20 protein-coding genes are annotated in these 17,661 nt (G+C 38.1%); 4 read left to right on the top strand and 16 right to left on the bottom strand.

The features are described 5' to 3' along the window. Positions 1-136: 136 nt before the first annotated feature. Both DW738_RS03295 and DW738_RS03290 read right to left on the bottom strand, forming a co-directional pair. Complete coding sequence (locus tag DW738_RS03295; protein WP_000857133.1) at positions 137-367, bottom strand: helix-turn-helix domain-containing protein; 231 nt, start codon at positions 365-367, stop codon at positions 137-139. Then, positions 364-786 (bottom strand): sigma-70 family RNA polymerase sigma factor, encoded by a 423-nt coding sequence (locus tag DW738_RS03290; protein WP_000804885.1) that lies wholly within the window; start codon positions 784-786, stop codon positions 364-366. Before DW738_RS03290 ends, DW738_RS03295 begins: the two co-directional genes overlap by 4 nt. A gap of 504 nt (positions 787-1,290) precedes the next feature. On the opposite strand from DW738_RS03290, the gene DW738_RS03280 reads away from it, so the two are divergent. After that, on the top strand, positions 1,291-1,644 hold the full coding sequence (locus tag DW738_RS03280; RefSeq protein WP_001227347.1) for a helix-turn-helix transcriptional regulator: 354 nt from the start codon (positions 1,291-1,293) through the stop codon (positions 1,642-1,644). A 59-nt stretch (positions 1,645-1,703) separates the two neighbouring features. Here the strand turns inward: DW738_RS03280 and DW738_RS03275 are convergent, their stop codons facing one another. Then, positions 1,704-1,895: a cysteine-rich KTR domain-containing protein gene (locus DW738_RS03275; protein WP_001860868.1), complete on the bottom strand. Its 192-nt coding sequence runs from the start codon at positions 1,893-1,895 to the stop codon at positions 1,704-1,706. A gap of 521 nt (positions 1,896-2,416) precedes the next feature. Between DW738_RS03275 and DW738_RS03270 the strand changes: the two genes are divergently transcribed. From DW738_RS03270 to msr(D), 3 genes are all read left to right on the top strand, one after another. Next, complete coding sequence (locus DW738_RS03270) at positions 2,417-2,587, top strand: hypothetical protein (protein WP_000873143.1); 171 nt, start codon at positions 2,417-2,419, stop codon at positions 2,585-2,587. A 385-nt stretch (positions 2,588-2,972) separates the two neighbouring features. After that, positions 2,973-4,190 (top strand): macrolide efflux MFS transporter Mef(A), encoded by a 1,218-nt coding sequence (mef(A), locus tag DW738_RS03265; protein ID WP_000417519.1) that lies wholly within the window; start codon positions 2,973-2,975, stop codon positions 4,188-4,190. A gap of 119 nt (positions 4,191-4,309) precedes the next feature. Further along, the gene (gene msr(D) / locus DW738_RS03260) at positions 4,310-5,773 is read left to right on the top strand and encodes an ABC-F type ribosomal protection protein Msr(D) (protein ID WP_000420313.1); all 1,464 of its coding nucleotides are present in this window, start codon (positions 4,310-4,312) and stop codon (positions 5,771-5,773) included. A gap of 117 nt (positions 5,774-5,890) precedes the next feature. Here msr(D) and DW738_RS03255 read toward each other — a convergent pair whose 3' ends face one another. The 13 genes from DW738_RS03255 to DW738_RS03190 all read right to left on the bottom strand — a co-directional run bounded on the left by DW738_RS03255 (position 5,891) and on the right by DW738_RS03190 (position 17,652). Then, positions 5,891-6,190 carry a DUF5960 family protein gene (locus tag DW738_RS03255; RefSeq protein ID WP_001072467.1) on the bottom strand — a complete coding sequence of 100 codons (300 nt, stop codon included), beginning with the start codon at positions 6,188-6,190 and terminating at the stop codon, positions 5,891-5,893. Then, on the bottom strand, positions 6,177-6,545 hold the full coding sequence (locus DW738_RS03250) for a hypothetical protein (protein WP_000567222.1): 369 nt from the start codon (positions 6,543-6,545) through the stop codon (positions 6,177-6,179). The genes DW738_RS03255 and DW738_RS03250 overlap by 14 nt, the downstream gene beginning before the upstream one ends. Positions 6,546-6,557: 12 nt before the next feature. Then, positions 6,558-6,893, bottom strand: coding sequence for a hypothetical protein (locus DW738_RS03245; RefSeq protein WP_000806926.1), 336 nt, complete (start codon positions 6,891-6,893; stop codon positions 6,558-6,560). After that, a complete protein-coding gene (locus DW738_RS03240; RefSeq protein WP_001813542.1) occupies positions 6,890-7,135 on the bottom strand; it encodes a hypothetical protein in 246 nt (81 codons plus the stop codon). Before DW738_RS03240 ends, DW738_RS03245 begins: the two co-directional genes overlap by 4 nt. Positions 7,136-7,498: 363 nt before the next feature. Continuing rightward, positions 7,499-9,418, bottom strand: coding sequence for a tetracycline resistance ribosomal protection protein Tet(M) (gene tet(M) / locus DW738_RS03230; RefSeq protein WP_000691729.1), 1,920 nt, complete (start codon positions 9,416-9,418; stop codon positions 7,499-7,501). 15 nt (positions 9,419-9,433) lie between these two features. Further along, entirely contained in the window at positions 9,434-9,550 is a 117-nt protein-coding gene (locus tag DW738_RS03225) for a tetracycline resistance determinant leader peptide (RefSeq protein WP_001814923.1), read from the bottom strand. 244 nt (positions 9,551-9,794) lie between these two features. Further along, complete coding sequence (locus DW738_RS03220; RefSeq protein WP_001224320.1) at positions 9,795-10,730, bottom strand: conjugal transfer protein; 936 nt, start codon at positions 10,728-10,730, stop codon at positions 9,795-9,797. After that, positions 10,727-11,728, bottom strand: a complete 1,002-nt coding sequence (locus DW738_RS03215; RefSeq protein ID WP_000769868.1) for a bifunctional lysozyme/C40 family peptidase — start codon at positions 11,726-11,728, stop codon at positions 10,727-10,729. The genes DW738_RS03220 and DW738_RS03215 overlap by 4 nt, the downstream gene beginning before the upstream one ends. Continuing rightward, positions 11,725-13,902 (bottom strand): membrane protein, encoded by a 2,178-nt coding sequence (locus tag DW738_RS03210; protein WP_000804748.1) that lies wholly within the window; start codon positions 13,900-13,902, stop codon positions 11,725-11,727. The genes DW738_RS03215 and DW738_RS03210 overlap by 4 nt, the downstream gene beginning before the upstream one ends. A gap of 2 nt (positions 13,903-13,904) precedes the next feature. Beyond that, complete coding sequence (locus DW738_RS03205) at positions 13,905-16,352, bottom strand: ATP-binding protein (RefSeq protein WP_000331160.1); 2,448 nt, start codon at positions 16,350-16,352, stop codon at positions 13,905-13,907. After that, the gene (locus DW738_RS03200) at positions 16,336-16,728 is read right to left on the bottom strand and encodes a conjugal transfer protein (protein ID WP_000723888.1); all 393 of its coding nucleotides are present in this window, start codon (positions 16,726-16,728) and stop codon (positions 16,336-16,338) included. Before DW738_RS03200 ends, DW738_RS03205 begins: the two co-directional genes overlap by 17 nt. Positions 16,729-16,816: 88 nt before the next feature. Then, positions 16,817-17,314, bottom strand: coding sequence for an antirestriction protein ArdA (locus DW738_RS03195; protein WP_000342539.1), 498 nt, complete (start codon positions 17,312-17,314; stop codon positions 16,817-16,819). A gap of 116 nt (positions 17,315-17,430) precedes the next feature. Then, positions 17,431-17,652 (bottom strand): hypothetical protein, encoded by a 222-nt coding sequence (locus tag DW738_RS03190; RefSeq protein WP_001009056.1) that lies wholly within the window; start codon positions 17,650-17,652, stop codon positions 17,431-17,433. Between the last annotated feature and the right edge of the window lie 9 nt (positions 17,653-17,661).

Below are 17,661 nucleotides of genomic sequence, written 5' to 3'. Positions count from 1 at the left end.
TCAGTTTTCAAAGAACAATGGCTCGTTAGCCTATCAAAACACATTGAAAGCTCAATATGCTTTGGTGGAATAACAAACCTCCCTGTTCGGGAAGCGTGGAATGGTTTAGCACGCTTCCACGAAAGGAGAGAGGATATTACTTAATTTCAAATGACAAAATCTTTGTAATCAGTCTGGTTTCCATTCTTCCACGTAAGACTTCATCAACGACCATACTTTGATTGCCATATTCATCTTTCATAAGTCGTAGGGAACGCTTCGTTATGTACCCTCTGTAATGATGTAGAATCTGGTTAATCGCTTCGGTATCGCCATCTGTTGCCTTTACAATGAGAGGAAAGGGAATCATAGGATATTGTGTTTTCATTCTTCAAATTCCTCCATAAACTTTTTAATTAAGGCTAGTCCACTGGTTCTATGCCGATAGACAGTAGAACGGTTCAATTTCAACAGGTCTGCAATTTCTGAATCGCTCATGTCCATAAAGTAAAACAGCAGTAGAATTTCACGTTTCTTGTCTGGCAACTCACGTAATGCTTCACTCAACAAATCATTTTCAACGCCTACTGATAACCCATTGAGTGTAAAAATCTGAAAGTCAGTTGAATAGTTATCTGTTGTCGCAAACTGGCTAACAAGATAATCGCCAACATCCGAAAAGGACACCTCACGCTTTGCAATCCTTGAAAGATAAAGCATATAATTCTTTCGCTCGTCTTCCATAGCACGTTTACAGATATAGTCAAACTGATTTTCTATTGTGGTCTGAAAAGAAGATGGTTTCATGTTTCTCACCCCCTTTCTGTCTAGGAAAGGAAGTGAGCCTTGCTCGTTTATCTCCTTTCACTCTTAGTCCCAATGTGAAAGGGGGATTTGTTGCATTACTGATAAATAAACTTTGTAAAAAAGTTCTGAATAGCCAAAAAAGCATATAAACAGATTTATTTCTCTGTTTACATGCTTCTGTTATTCTATCTATATGATTTATAAAACCACATTGGTGGACGTACTTATCTATTGCAGATAGACGACTTTTTTTGACAAGAACCCAATGTAAGGAAATTTATTGTATATGATGTACTTCATGGCGACGTTGACCTCCAACAAACCGCCATTTGGAAGTAATATACAATATTTTAACAGCGTAAATAGCACTACCATATAACGGTTTTTTTTATTGGCGTTTAGTAGTGCTTTTTATTAAATATAAACCTATAAACCATATAACACGTTTTTCTATACCTGTTTTTAATTCAGTAGGAACAATAAAATGTATAGAGGTGGTCTACTATGCGTAAAAAAGAAGATAAATATGATTTTAGAGCCTTTGGTTTAGCCATTAAAGAAGCTCGATTGAAACGAGGTTTAACTCGTGAACAAGTGGGAGCATTGATTGAAATTGACCCACGGTACTTAACTAATATTGAAAATAAAGGGCAACACCCCAGCATACAAGTTCTTTATGACCTTGTATCGTTACTTCATGTTTCCGTTGATGAATTTTTCTTACCTGCTAATAACTTGGTAAAAAGCACCCGACGATTACAGATAGAGAAATACATGGATAGCTTTACAGACAAAGAACTATCCTTAATGGAATCTTTAGCCAGCGGTATCAACGAAGCAAGAAACATCGAAGACTAATTAAAAGAATCCATACATAACGGAAAGAGCCGATAAAATGAGATTGTATTAATCTCATTTTATCGGCTCTGCGTCTTTGCGTCTGGCTCTGTAATCACAGTTACTTTGAACTGCTTTATTTCAATTAAATTTTCTTGTCTGCATTTCGGACAATAGAGGGGGAATTTTTTTAATTCAGTATCTTCCCTTATCTTTAATCGTGTTTTATTTCCACATACAGGACATGTTGAGGCGGTAAGTTTGCTAGTCAAGGAGTAAAACGACGAAGATTAGCATTTACTTCCGCCCATGCGATAGCTGTCCGTGATTGACAAGTGCTAGCACGCAGACAGAACGGAGATAGCGAACCGCTGAGTGTGTCGCTCTGCTCGTAAAAGCTTAGAAACCTTTGAACGAAAGGGATAATGAAAGCCTTGATTGCAAGGCTTTTTGCTTTATGGTGGGTAAGTATCAGAGTGAGAAAATTTTTGGAATGAGTAGAAGTGATAGCTAGAAATTATCAGTTTCTATTTCCATTTACCCTGTGGGTACGTGTTTGTTTCCATTGACAAGGAGTTTGTGGGAATAGAAATGTACCCACCTTGTTTGAATCAAGTGAAGTGTAGTTGAAGGAAATCTGTTGAAAGCAATACTTCATTTTACCGAATAAGTAATAATTTAGGCAACTTCAAATCGATTAAAAAAAACTATTTTAAAGGTTAAGAGTAGACAAAAATTGTCCACTCTTTTTTGCAAACTCAATTTATCAATAAATGAAATGAGGGAATGTAAAATGAAATATTTTGAGGTTGAGTTAGAAAATCCTGATGAATTTTTAAAACTACAAACAGAAGATTTTGTGAAAGCTAATCGCTTGCTACTAAGGAAGATAATCCAGAGCGTTACAGTCTATGAAGAAAACTTCGTCATATCCTTTAAATCTGGCATCGAATTGGAAGTATGAGTCTCATTCCATAACTTTTATATTGAACATATCATCTTGTTGTGTTATACTATAAATTGATATAAACAAAGATGTAGGAGGAACCGAAACTATGACAGCCTCAATGCGTTTAAGATAAGCTGGCAATAAAAAAAGCAGAATCTATACCCGATGATAGGCTTTTTTGTTGTGCTTATTTATACGATATTGAGCATTCATTAGTTACGGTGAGGATATTGGTTATTTAACTATACCTTTATTTAACTATGTCTTTAATATGAATGTTTCCAAATTGTATGTATGCAGACCAAAAGCCACATTGTGGGGTTTGGCCTGCATTTTTTATTGCCTAGAATGCTATTCAAAATAGAAATTCAAGCAAAATAATATGCAGGAGATAATATAAATGGAAAAATACAACAATTGGAAACGAAAATTTTATGCAATATGGGCAGGGCAAGCAGTATCATTAATCACTAGTGCCATCCTGCAAATGGCGATTATTTTTTACCTTACAGAAAAAACAGGATCTGCGATGGTCTTGTCTATGGCTTCATTAGTAGGTTTTTTACCCTATGCGATTTTGGGACCTGCCATTGGTGTGCTAGTGGATCGTCATGATAGGAAGAAGATAATGATTGGTGCCGATTTAATTATCGCAGCAGCTGGTGCAGTGCTTGCTATTGTTGCATTCTGTATGGAGCTACCTGTCTGGATGATTATGATAGTATTGTTTATCCGTAGCATTGGAACAGCTTTTCATACCCCAGCACTCAATGCGGTTACACCACTTTTAGTACCAGAAGAACAGCTAACGAAATGCGCAGGCTATAGTCAGTCTTTGCAGTCTATAAGCTATATTGTTAGTCCGGCAGTTGCAGCACTCTTATACTCCGTTTGGGATTTAAATGCTATTATTGCCATCGACGTATTGGGTGCTGTGATTGCATCTATTACGGTAGCAATTGTACGTATACCTAAGCTGGGTAATCAAGTGCAAAGTTTAGAACCAAATTTCATAAGGGAGATGAAAGAAGGAGTTGTGGTTCTGAGACAAAACAAAGGATTGTTTGCCTTATTACTCTTAGGAACACTATATACTTTTGTTTATATGCCAATCAATGCACTATTTCCTTTAATAAGCATGGAACACTTTAATGGAACGCCTGTGCATATTTCTATTACGGAAATTTCCTTTGCATTTGGGATGCTAGCAGGAGGCTTATTATTAGGAAGATTAGGGGGCTTCGAAAAGCATGTATTACTAATAACAAGTTCATTTTTTATAATGGGGACCAGTTTAGCCGTTTCGGGAATACTTCCTCCAAATGGATTTGTAATATTCGTAGTTTGCTGTGCAATAATGGGGCTTTCGGTGCCATTTTATAGCGGTGTGCAAACAGCTCTTTTTCAGGAGAAAATTAAGCCTGAATATTTAGGACGTGTATTTTCTTTGATCGGAAGTATCATGTCACTTGCTATGCCAATTGGGTTAATTCTTTCTGGATTCTTTGCTGATAAAATCGGTGTAAATCATTGGTTTTTACTATCAGGTATTTTAATTATTGGCATTGCTATAGTTTGCCAAATGATAACTGAGGTTAGAAAATTAGATTTAAAATAAACAATATTGGAGGAATATTTATGTATCTTATTTTCATGTAACTCTTCCTGCTAAAATCGCAGGGTTTTCCCTGCATACAAGCAAATGAAAGCATGCGATTATAGACAGGAGGAAATGTTATGGAATTAATATTAAAAGCAAAAGACATTCGTGTGGAATTCAAAGGACGCGATGTTTTAGATATAAATGAATTAGAAGTATATGATTATGACCGTATTGGTTTAGTAGGAGCAAATGGTGCTGGAAAAAGCACTTTACTCAGGGTACTTTTAGGAGAATTAACTCCCCCAGGATGTAAAATGAATCGTCTGGGTGAACTTGCCTATATTCCCCAGTTGGACGAAGTAACTCTGCAGGAGGAAAAAGATTTTGCACTTGTAGGCAAGCTAGGTGTTGAGCAATTAAATATACAGACTATGAGCGGTGGTGAAGAAACAAGGCTTAAAATAGCACAGGCCTTATCGGCACAGGTTCATGGTATTTTAGCGGATGAACCTACGAGCCATTTAGACCGTGAAGGAATTGATTTTCTAATAGGACAGCTAAAATATTTTACAGGTGCACTGTTAGTTATTAGCCATGACCGCTATTTTCTTGATGAAATAGTAGATAAAATATGGGAACTGAAAGATGGCAAAATCACTGAGTATTGGGGAAACTATTCTGATTATCTTCGTCAGAAAGAGGAAGAACGTAAGAGCCAAGCTGCAGAATACGAACAATTTATTGCGGAACGTGCCCGATTGGAAAGGGCTGCGGAGGAAAAGCGAAAACAGGCTCGTAAAATAGAACAGAAGGCAAAAGGTTCTTCAAAGAAAAAAAGTACTGAAGACGGAGGGCGTTTAGCTCATCAAAAATCAATAGGAAGTAAGGAAAAAAAGATGTATAATGCTGCTAAAACCCTAGAGCACAGGATTGCGGCCTTAGGAAAAGTAGAAGCTCCGGAAGGCATTCGCAGAATTCGTTTCAGGCAAAGTAAAGCATTGGAGCTCCATAATCCATACCCTATAGTCGGTGCAGAAATTAATAAAGTATTTGGGGATAAGGCTCTGTTTGAAAATGCATCTTTTCAAATTCCGTTAGGAGCAAAAGTGGCGTTAACTGGTGGTAATGGAATCGGAAAAACAACTTTAATCCAAATGATCTTAAACCATGAAGAAGGAATTTCTATTTCGCCTAAGGCAAAAATAGGTTACTTTGCACAGAATGGTTACAAGTACAACAGTAATCAGAATGTTATGGAGTTTATGCAGAAGGATTGTGACTACAATATATCAGAAATTCGTTCAGTGCTAGCATCTATGGGGTTCAAACAGAACGATATTGGAAAAAGTTTATCTGTTTTAAGCGGTGGAGAAATTATAAAATTGTTGCTTGCTAAAATGCTCATGGGTAGATATAACATCCTAATAATGGATGAACCCAGTAACTTCCTTGACATACCAAGTTTAGAGGCTTTGGAAATACTAATGAAGGAGTACACCGGAACTATCGTGTTTATCACCCACGATAAACGATTACTCGAAAATGTAGCAGATGTAGTTTATGAAATTAGAGATAAGAAAATAAATCTGAAACATTAAATTTAAGGTAGTCGCTGGTCAGTATAGTCTGTTCTGGTTGGCGACTCCATTGTTAAAGAGTATAAAGACTTTAGATTTTATGAATATTAAAAATAGGAACAGTCAATTGAACTGCTCCTATTTTTCTGCTAAATATATTGTAGTTTTCTTATATGTATAATGATAGATTAGCGGATTCTCATCTACGGTACTTACTTCAAATATGAAGAAGTGATCGCGGTTATCTCTGGACTTTTCCTTATTGAGGACAAAGTAATTCTTACGTGAAGTCGCCATTGTTTTTAGGATATCATCAGTTAGGAAGGTCAATGGAATATTCATGTTAGAGTAGCGGTAGAAGTCACGTTCAAAATCTTGGTAGCTCTCGCTATAATAGTCCATTTGTAGGTGATTACGCTGAAACTCAAGCTGATTCATAGAGCACCTCCTCGACAAGTTCAATACTAATAATGTCTTTTAATTTCAAATTGATGTGACCTGTTGTAGTTTTTATCAAAATGAAATCTTTGGTCAGACTTGGTATTGTTCCAGTGTAGGAAACACGCTTGTTTTTTTCAATCACTTGAATGCGTGTGCGTAGCTGCCCGGCGTATACTTGACTGAGGAGTAATAATTTCTTCTCTAGTGATAAGTCAGACATGTACGTTACTTTGTTTGTATCATCAGAGAGTGCTGATGCATGTTCAGATAGGAAAAAGCCCATCCATTTTTGCATCTTTGTATCCTGGTACTCTCTTGCTGATTGAAATGGTAAATATGAACGGTCAATCATATCAAATCCTTTCTATGCAGAGGCAAGGGTATTTTTATCAAATTGAATCGTAAAACCTTGAATTCCCCCACCTGTGTAACATTCTTTAAAGCGATTGATTACCTCAGTATAGATTATCACAGATGAGCTTGTTGGCTTAATGCTAAATGTAAATTCCAATGGTAATCGGTTTTCAGATTTAGCATGTACTAGTCGTATCGATATTTCAGTTGTTTTGAGTTTTCTCTGACGAAGTTTTGAAGTTGCTGTTTCAACGATTCCATGTAAAAATCTTTCAAGCATTTCAATATCATTACATCCTTTGCTACGGATTTCTGAAAATTGTACTGTATTTTTTTCTTGTTTCATTTTAATCCCTCCAATCCACCCGCGGAATGACCACCGATAAGTTTACTGCGTTCAATATTTCTGGAACCTTCAGTTAGGACGGTTCCTTTTTGTATGGCTAAAAAACCAAACTGTTCTCTGACAACATCAATAGCTGTCTGAAGTCTATTATCTTTTTCAATTTGTTCTACATCATCAAAGAGTGATAGTAGAGTATAGCTTTCATCTACGAAGCCACTATAAGATACACCAATTTGTCTCACTGCACCAGAGGTGTATTTTTTCGGAATAATACAAGTACATGACTCACCATTGTTTTGGGGAGATTTGCGGGTTCAATTTTATTCTGAGCATTTATAGATTTTTTCATCTCAGTCCTAGAATAGCCAATATGAATAGAAACGACAGTAGTCAATACTAGGGCTACTGTTCCGTTCCACAGTATCATTTAAAAATCATTTTCACACCCTTTCGTCTATTAGTATAGAAGAAAGCTCTCAGCACACAATATCCACTTGTAGTTTATAATAACTATCTCCTCCTTTACACTTTAATTCAAATCTTTATTAAAAAATATTTCATCTTATTTAACAAGAAACCATATTTATATAACAACATAAAATACACTAAGTTATTTTATTGAACATATATCGTACTTTATCTATCCGACTATTTGGACGACGGGGCTGGCAAACAGGTTCACCGGTAGTAACATGGTACCCTTTTAACTCTGTTAAACAAACACTACGTCCATTTGTAAAGAAAGTTAAATCACTACGATATTCTTGAATACACCGAGCAGGGATTTCTCCACTAAGAATGACCTCATTATTTTTCAATTGAGTGTCTACGATGTTCGCACAATATTTAGGAGCATCGGTGTATGCTCGTGAAAGATATTCCTGTGGCGCATAAATTTTAAAACTAAGATATGGCTCTAACAATTCTGTTCCAGCTTTTTTTAAGACTTGTTCCAATACAATAGGAGCAAGCATCCGAAAATCTGCTGGGGTACTAACAGGGCTATAGTATAAGCCATACTTAAAACAGATTTTACAGTCCGTCACATTCCAACCATACAATCCTTGTTCACAGCCATAGCGTATCCCTTCCATAACTGCATTTTGAAATGATTGATTTAAGTATCCAAGAGAAACCGAGCTCTCATACTGCATTCCACTTCCCAACGGAAGCGGTGATACAGATAAACCAATGGAAGCCCAGAAAGGATTCGGTGGAACTTCGATGTGAATGGTATACTCTGCTTTTTTTAACGGTCTTTCCATATAAATGACTGTAGGCTCTTTTATTTCTATCTCCACATGATACTTTTCTTGCAGCAGAGCACAAGTCACTTCCATTTGTACTTTCCCTAAGAAAGAAAGTATGATTTCATGTGTCGCAGAATCCACATAATATCGCAGAAGCGGGTCACTGTCGGAGATTTCTAAAAGTGCATCAAGTAACATTTCCCTTTGTTGAGGTTTGCTCGGTTCAACAGTCGTTTGCAGCAGAGGGAGGGGATTTTCAATTCTCTCTCTCTGTGGCAATAGCTTTGTATCTCCAAGAACACTATTTAACTTCAAAAACTCATTCTGCAAAATAACAATTTCCCCGGAATAAGCCTTATCGATTTTACATAATTCACCATTTATTGAAGTATACATTTCTGTAATTTTTATTTTTTCCTTTTCCGATATTCTAACCGAATCTCGCAAATGCAGTACGCCACTATAAAGACGTATATATGCAAGACGCTGTCTTTTTTCCGAATACTCAATTTTGAAAACTTTTCCGCAAAGTTCAGACTGACCTCGATGTGTTGATGAATAAAATTTATTCGTAATCACTTCTATAAGGTTATCAATCCCTATATTGTTTTTTGCACTTCCGTGATAAACAGGGAACAGGGAACAATTATGAAATCTTATGCTTTCCTCTTGTTCGAGTTCCAATGCTTCTAATGATTTACCGGACATATATTTCTCTAAAAGGTCATCGTTTCCCTCTATTACCGTATCCCATTGTTCAGATTCGGTAAAGTTCGTCACACACATATTAGGATACAGTTCTACCTTCTGTTTGATTACAATTTCGGCAGAAAGTTTCTCTTTAATATCCTGATAAACCGTTGATAAATCAATTCCATTTTGGTCAATCTTATTGATAAAAAAGATTGTGGGAATCCCCATTTTCCTAAGTGCATGAAATAATATACGAGTTTGTGCTTGTACGCCATCTTTTGCAGAAATCAGTAGAATTGCCCCATCTAAAACTGATAATGAACGATATACTTCTGCTAAGAAATCCATATGTCCTGGCGTGTCTATGATGTTCACCTTCGTATTTTCCCACTGAAAAGAGGTTATTCCTGTCTGAATTGTAATTCCTCTCTGACGTTCTAAAAGCGTATTATCCGTCCTCGTTGTACCTTTGTCCACGCTTCCTAATTCTGTAATCGCTCCACTGTTATATAATAAGCTTTCTGTTAAGGTAGTTTTTCCCGCATCAACATGAGCTAAAACTCCAATATTAATAATTTTCATGTGATTTTCCTCCATTCAAAAGCCCAAAAGGGCATAAAAATCCCAGTGATAAATACTCTTATCACTGGGATTTTTATGCATAACCATAGGCATACAAAGCATACAGATATTCTCCGGATACTTTAGAATCACATGATAAAGGTATTCTTAAACTGGGTACAAAAAACTAAGCCCTCCTAAAAAAGGACATCCAATTATTTGTTCCCACTATCAAATTGACAGTTTATTTAAGAATACCTTGCCGCATATTTATTAACTCCTTTTAAATAGATACTTAAATAATAGCACGTAAGAGCATATTTGTAAAGGAATCTCCAATTTTTTATCAAAGAGAGTACGTGATTACAAAATAGCTGTAATAATGTACCAATATTTGTTATTCTATAATCTTCCAATTACTCCCGTTCTTTTCAAGTACCAAATCAAATTGAGATACCTGCGTTGCTTTGGTCTGCTGGTCGATATACTCCACTGTCAGCGATACCGTGACTTGATTATCCTTACGATTGTGAATAGGATTTACCAGTTCTTGAAAGATGTACTCTTTTCCGATTGGTTTTAATATCCCGTCATTCACATAGTAGGAAAGTTCACTGGCTGTCGCTGTAGGATAGAGCTTGAAGAACGTCGTTAAAAACTCATTGATTTCATTGGTTGTAATGGAATCAACCGTCCCCTCACTTTCAATGGCTTTTGGTTTATAACTTGATTTCTTAGGTATGTTGGTAATGGTCGGATTCTTAACCAGTACCATATTTCCAGAACCATCTACATAGACACTCACTATATAAGCAGAGTGGACGGTCTTTGTATTTTCTCCCTCTGTAATGAGCTGGTCTACACTGTAGGTTACATTAAACTCATTGTCGCCAGTTGGCTCTACCGTCCATATCTGAAATCCTCTTACAGAAGACGATACAGGAATATCTTTGCGTACTGTATCAACATTGAGAGCTTGAAGTTCATCTGTCAGATAGCCTTTTAGACTTTCCATTCGATTATCAATGGACTTATCGGATTGCTCCCATGAATAGTAGACTTTCGCAAAGTTCTCTACAAAATTTTCTACATGATGAGTATCAACGTATTCCTTTTCTATGATAGTTGTTTCGTGAATAGTATGAGTATCTATAGCTGTAAAGTGCTTGAATATCGCAAAGCTGAAACTAAGCCCTAAAAGTACCCACAAGGCAATCACAACCTTTTTATGAGGATTGACCTTATAGTAGACACGAGGTTTCTTTTCCTTTGGTATCTGTTTTTCTTTATTCTGATTTTTTCTAAATTTCATCATTAAATCTTCCTTTCTCATTGTTTGATTCGTCCTGCTCCCACTAAATGCTGTTGCCAGTAGGGGCTTGTTAAGTCGGCATAACCGATTGGGTCGCCTGCATGAAACATACGGTTATTGCCAAGGTATATCCCAACATGAGTAATATAAGAGCCAGCGTTATAGGTAGAATGAAAGAAAACCAAATCGCCAGCTTGTGCTTCCGATAGTGGGATATGCTGGGTCACATCATATTGCTGTTGTGCGGTTCGTGGTAAGTTAATTCCAGCTTTTCCATACGTCCATTGTGTCAGTCCGCTACAATCAAAAGAAGTAGTCGGGGAAGCTCCACCGTAAACGTATCGCCAGCCCTCATATTTCAGTGCTTCGTCCATGATGGCTTGTACCGTATCATCATCAAACTCTGTTGTGACAAGATACTGCGTTACCAGTTGCACATAAAACATATTGCCATAGTTGTATCGCCAGCCCCCATTGATAGGTATGGCTATGGGATTGGGGTAAGACACTTTTTCGCCACCTGAATACTCTTTTGAGAAACTTTGAGCCAGTTCAAAGGTATATTTATTTCCACGATTAGCCACATACCCTAAGAAACCACCACCATAATTGTAGGACTGGATAACCGATTCTAAATCTACACTGAGCCTTTCGCTACTGGCTAATAATTCACTGAAATACTTCACACCTTGCTTAATGGATTCTTCTGTACTCAATGAATTAGGTGGAAGACCGAGGGATTCCGAGGACTGCATAACATCTTCCGCAGTACCGCCCGATTCCACCTGTATAATCGCAAGAAGTATGTTGACATATTCTTCAACGCCATATTCTTTGGCATATTTTTCTACCATAGGCTTATGAGCCAGCACTTCTGCGGAAACATTCACACCTCCATAATGAATATTGGAAATTCCGCTGTCCTGTTCATCTGAAAATAAAATGGCAACAAACAGAAGCAGTGAGAAGACCATCAAGAATAATCCAGAACCACCAATCACTAAAGTTTTCAACTTCATGGTTTCTTACCGACTTTCTTAATGGTGGCGGTTTTGATTGGTGGTCTACTTCTTGTATTTTGTAGTGGTACTCTTTGAACAGTAGACGGACGTTCTTTTGTGATTGGACGTTGTGAAGTTCTATCTGCTGTAGTGGTTGAAGTTGCTGGCTTTTGAACGGTTTTTTCTTGAACGGTATTGCCTTGGCGTTCCACTTTTGGACTTGAAAAATCGGACTTAACTGCTGGACGCTCTTGTTTGGCTTGTTGAGATTCCTTATATGAAGTCTGAATATTAGACTGTTTTGAGGTCTGTTCATCATGATATTGTTCTTGTCTTGTAGTCGGTCTTTCATGAACAGAAGAAGCAGGCTGTTTTTTCTGTTTGACCTGTTCCATTTCAGAGCGACGCTTCGCAATGGTTTTTCGCCTTTGTTCCTGCTGTTCCTTGCGTCCACTGGCTCTGTCCGCTTTGGTTTGAGAAATACTACTGGTTAAATCACGGACATTCTCTTTTACTTTGGATTTTCCTTGATATACTGCATATCTTGCATTGGTCGGCAAATCTTTAACCTGTTCTTTCAAACCACTAGCAGTGTCTACCATTCTGTCTTTGGTATCAGCTACTGTACCGATGGTTTGACCGATACGTTTTCCAAGTGTTGATTTTTCCTTTCCGTCTGGTCGGGAGTGATCTGCTTGTGTCCTTGCAGAACTCCCCGAACCCGACTGTCCTTTTTTACCTGTAACAATGGCAGACCCAGCCCCTAGAGTAGTCATGGAACGTCCAAGTTTCCGCTGTAGACGGTGCATGTGAGCGTGCATAAGCATACGAGGTTTTCTCATCACACGACTTCCCACACTTTGAGAATCGTTACTCTGTAGAGAAAACATACTCATTAAATCGCCCAGCTTGAAGTAGATTCCTGCAAAGGTCACAATCTGTAGAAAAGCAATCAAAAAGAACGGATAACCAGCCGATAAGGTATAGAGCATGGTTGAAATACTAAATGCTGTCGTAATAATCAATGTGATTCCAGCTCGTGTCAAAATGGTATTAAAGAGCTTTGTTATGGCTCGTTTTGACATACCATCAAATGATGGAATCATGCTTAAAATAAAGCTCACAGGCAGAAACATAGCATAGATGATAAAAAGTACCTGCGAGAAAATCATGATTCCTGTTAATAGGAATACAAATATGGAAATCCCAATATTGAAGACAAATAGGAAGAAGACTGTACCTAAACGGTTAATGGTCTTTGTAATGGTTAGATTGGTATTGCTTCTGTCTTCAATTTCTTCCGCAACAATTTTTTCTCTGTCTTCGCCATTGTTGGAATCTGGGCTGGTGGAGAGCAGGCTTTCCACACGGTCAATACCGATACTTTCAATGTCTGAACTGTTGTATTGAAGCAGTAGCCACGGTTGCTGAACCTGTATGGAAAACAGGCTATCTCTGATTAAGTCCACGCTGTCCTTGCCTTGACTATCGGAATGGGGCATGACAATCTTCGTGCCAAGTGATAAACTGGCATTACTGATGTCTGATGAAAAGTCATTGATTTTTTTAATGTAGTCGGGAGCGTAGGCAATAAAGGAAGCCGATAGGATAAACACCAGCACAAAATTCATAATGGCATGAATTGCCTTTGTGGTTTCTCTCTTTATCAGTCCCGTATAGGCAACATAAACCCCAAGAACCAAAATCAAGAGTAAGAGGAATCCAACATAGAAACCCTCTGTTGAAAATCCGTTTGCACTCACACCAGCTAAGGTCTGCATATTCTTACCAATGGAATCTGCTGTAGCGGAAATGAAGTCTAAGGAATAGGCTTCCTGTACTAAGTAACCTGTCGCATTGGAAACATACAAACTGATTGTCCAAATAAAATTGGTAATGGCATATAGTCCATACATGACCTGTTTTCCAATCCCGTCCGACCAGTTCCACGGAAGCCAGCCCCAGCTATTATCCACATAAAAATCCAGTTGATAGTTTTCAAGTGGGTATCGGCTGTATTCATTTGCCACATTGACCGTATCATCTACCAAGCCCGCAGCTTGAACCACCGTTCCCAGCATGGCTAAAAGAAAAATGGCAATCACAAGTGTGAAAGCCACTGTCATTGCCACTTTACCTAGACGTTTCAGCGTCCAGTTTGATTTTATTCTGTTTACTATTGATGGTTTCACATTTACACCTCTTTTCGCACAGGTGGTCTGGTATCAAAGGCATGGAGCAGTTCTTCAAATACAGGGTGGAACTGTATCACACCGACACGACCATATAAATCACTGATAAGGCATTGCCCGTTTTCCAAATCACGCAATCGCTTCTGATTGTTTTCGTCCTCTGGGTCTACACCAAAAAAGGCTAAGGTCTTTTTAATCTCGTTAAGGTCAGTGGAACGAAATGCAAATTTTAAGCCGAGGTTATTTTTCAGTTTTTCATCTAAGAGGTCGTCTGTATTTTGGGTCACGAAATATACCCCAGCGTTCATAGCACGACCAGCCCGAACCAGCTTCATAGATAGTGTTTTTCCTTGTGCTACCTGTAAAAAGCTCCATGCTTCGTCTAAATCTACAATCTTGAAAATGCTTCGGTCTGTATGGATAAAGTCTAAAGCAAAGGTACTAATGACAATCAGCATAGCAACGGATAAAAGCTCCATAGTGGTATATTCCTCAAAGGAAGTTTCCTTGTCGGGAAGTACCAAGTCCGCAACCTGTATAATGTTCAGTTGTTTTTCTAAGCTGATAGACTGCTCCACATAACCATTACTGAATAATAAATGTGCAAAGTCATAGTCTGTAAAACTTTCGATATGGTCGGCTATACTGGTACTTAGTGGCGTATTCTCAACCCGTAATTCCTCAATCACTTTCATCAACCCTCGTACTTCACTATTGGTTACTGCACGAATGGCTTTTCTAAGGATTGGGAAGCGTTCCCCATCACGAGAGGAAATCCCCGTAAGGAATGTCAGAATATCAATAGCCAGTGATTCAGAATCTTTGGGATTTTTCATAATCACATAAGGGTCAAGTAAGCCTTTGTTTTTCTCATCAGAAGTCAGAGTGACGATATTGATTTCATGGGAAATCTCTGGCAAGGTTTCTTTCCATCTGCCACGTTCTGCTTTTGGGTCTACAATCACTGCTTGTGCCCCATAAAGCACCGCATAATAGACGATAAGGTTATTCGCAAAGGATTTACCACCACCCAGCGAACCAACAAAAGCCGACGCTAACGCATTGGTTACTGAACCCTTAACCCCTTGACTGGCAAGAGCAGGTTTCAGATAGACATTGCGTCCAGTATCTAAGCTGTAGCCAACATAAATCCCCTCATTTTCCCCCAGCATTTGAGTAGCACCAAAACCTAAACCAGCGAGGAAATCAGAGGTCACGTATTGAATATAATCATTCATATAACGCTTGCTGGCAGGTAAAAATTCTTCATGTAAGCCGAGCATATCCCCAAATGGTCGTACCAGTTTTACGCTTAAATCGTCATAAAAATCTTTCACTTCATTACAACGACGTTTGAGTTCGTCAAGATCATTTGCTGATACCCTTACCACATAAGACAGCTTGTACATAGATTCCTTGCTTTGGTCTAAATTGGTTTCCAGCTCATTCACACTTTCCAGAGCTTCCGCCACATTGGAGCTGGTTTCATTATCACTTTGCCAAGCGTGGTTATCCAAGTCTTTCAGTTCTTTCTTTTTATTGCGGACAGTAGATAGGGCTTTACGATTCGCTACAATTTCCACATTCATTGACGTATCAATCGGGAATGTAAATTGCTGTTGCTGGTAGTAGAAGATTTCAGAGGACGGGAAGTCCAGTTCTCCGACAATGCTGTTAATGGTAAAGTAAGCTACATAGACGGTTTCATCTTCCTGCTGGATTTTCAAATATCGCTGTTTTTCTTCCACCAAACAGCGAGTAGGCTTAATCAAGTCATAGTATTTAATCAGCGTTTCATTATCCAGCTTTTTCTTTGATAGATGGTACTCATACTCTTCATAGGCAGTGCCTGTCTGTCCGTAAAGGTGTTCAATCAGATAGCCGAAGTCGTCCTTATCTAACCTGCGGATTTTGAAACGACGAGAGATTTTATTTTCTAAGAGCTTTTCCATCTTCTGAAAACGCAGGATTTCATCATTACTCATACTAACAAAATCGCCCATCAGCTTATGGTTCACATCATAGACAAAATCAGACAAAGCATTTTTTGCTTCAACGGTAAGACTTTTCATAGAAAACTCCTGATCGTTGAGAAGCAACTTAAAGCCGATAAAGAAACGGTAGTTCACTTGATTTTCGCCAATCATGGATATTAAAGCGTCTGTCTGTTGGTCGATTTTGTCATAGGCAACCGCTTTGAGCTTGCCAGTGACTTCATTTTTGGAACGCTCTTGTGCAGAACGTATGCTGGATTCTGTACTGATTTGTAAAGCATGAATTTTGCCATCACGATTTTGTGCGATAAGCTGTCTGAAAGAATCATGCACTTGTATTTTCTGTTCTGGACTTAGAAATGAGTAATTGTAAGGAACAAGCTCATAGTAAGCATAACATTCCCCGTCTTTATTCCAGACGAGATTGTTTTCAATGTATTTAATTGGATATGCCATAAAATTCACTCCTAACTGCTGTAATGGCTTCTTGTGGCTGGTTTCTGCCAAGCGTTACTTTTTTTCCTGCATAGGTCAGCTTTGGTCGCAGTGCATAAGCAATGACAGACTTCAAAAATCCATAAGGCTTTTTACCATCAAAAGTTTTTGTAGACATAAACCATGTGAAAGCCACAGGAATCCCAAAGTATTTGAGAAATGCTCCCTCTATCATGGAAAGAGGGGGCAAGTTGCCAAGTATCATCACTGCAAAGAGTGACACGACAAACCATGTCATTTGCGTAAAGGTTATGGGAAACGGAAGTCTAAAATCATTGATAGAATACAGTACCTTTTCCACAGACCAGATACTGGTATAGCTTCGTATTTTCTTCATGTAATCAATCCTTTCATAAAAAATAGGGGTAGCTGATTGAGCCACCCCGTAAAATAGAAAATCTGCCAGTAGTAATGTACCGACAGATTTAATAGACGATTTCAAAAATCCCATGATTGGTTGAGATAAACGTTCCTGAAAGGTCTAAATCCCGACCATAGGCTTGATAATCAATATAGTTTTGAAGACTAGCTGGTACTTCGCCTAAAGCACCCGTTTCTTCAATGTAGTAGCGTGCCACGTCATACATATCATCACAATCGGAATGAATGATAATATCCTCTTGATGTTCGCTTAGTTCTTCAATGCTTGAAAAATGAGTGAGCAGAGCAGATAGCTCCGATTGTAATTCTTCGGGTAATTCCGATACCATTTCCCATAGTCGATTGAGTTCGCCAATGGAAGTGTATTCGTCAACCGTAAAGGGTAACTCGTAGTCATGAATGGCGTATTCCTCATATTCATCATTCAAGCCGATTTTCTCTTTGACTTCCTCAAAGTCAATGGGAAAGGTAAACCACGCACCGACCAATTCGCCCTCATTGTATTTGCCTAAATTCGCAATATAGACTTGCATATCGTCCATATATTCACGTCCTTTCTTTGTAGAGATTCAAAAATCCCTACCGCACTTCGTTTGGTGTACCATTCCTTTGCGGAACATAAGAAAACCACTTATATTCCACAAAAGAACGGTTTTATTTAAGCACCAATAATGCGATTGAATAGCTCTAGTAAAATGTCTTTTACTCCAGCAGCGTTGAAGACTAAGCCAACCGCAATAATCGCAATAATTAAAAAGCCAATCAGTTTGCTAAACTCACGCTTGAAGCCAAGATACAAGCCAATCACAACGATTGCTAAAAGCACCAGTGATTGAGCGTTTGATAGAAACCAGTTATAAAGGTTTTGTCCAAAATTCATAAAAATGTT

It is taken from the genome of Streptococcus sp. AM28-20, from assembly GCF_003603595.1.
GTDB lineage: Bacteria > Bacillota > Bacilli > Lactobacillales > Streptococcaceae > Streptococcus > Streptococcus ilei.
Note: the sequence above shows the minus strand (reverse complement) of the source record. Positions and strands in the feature narration are given on the sequence as shown.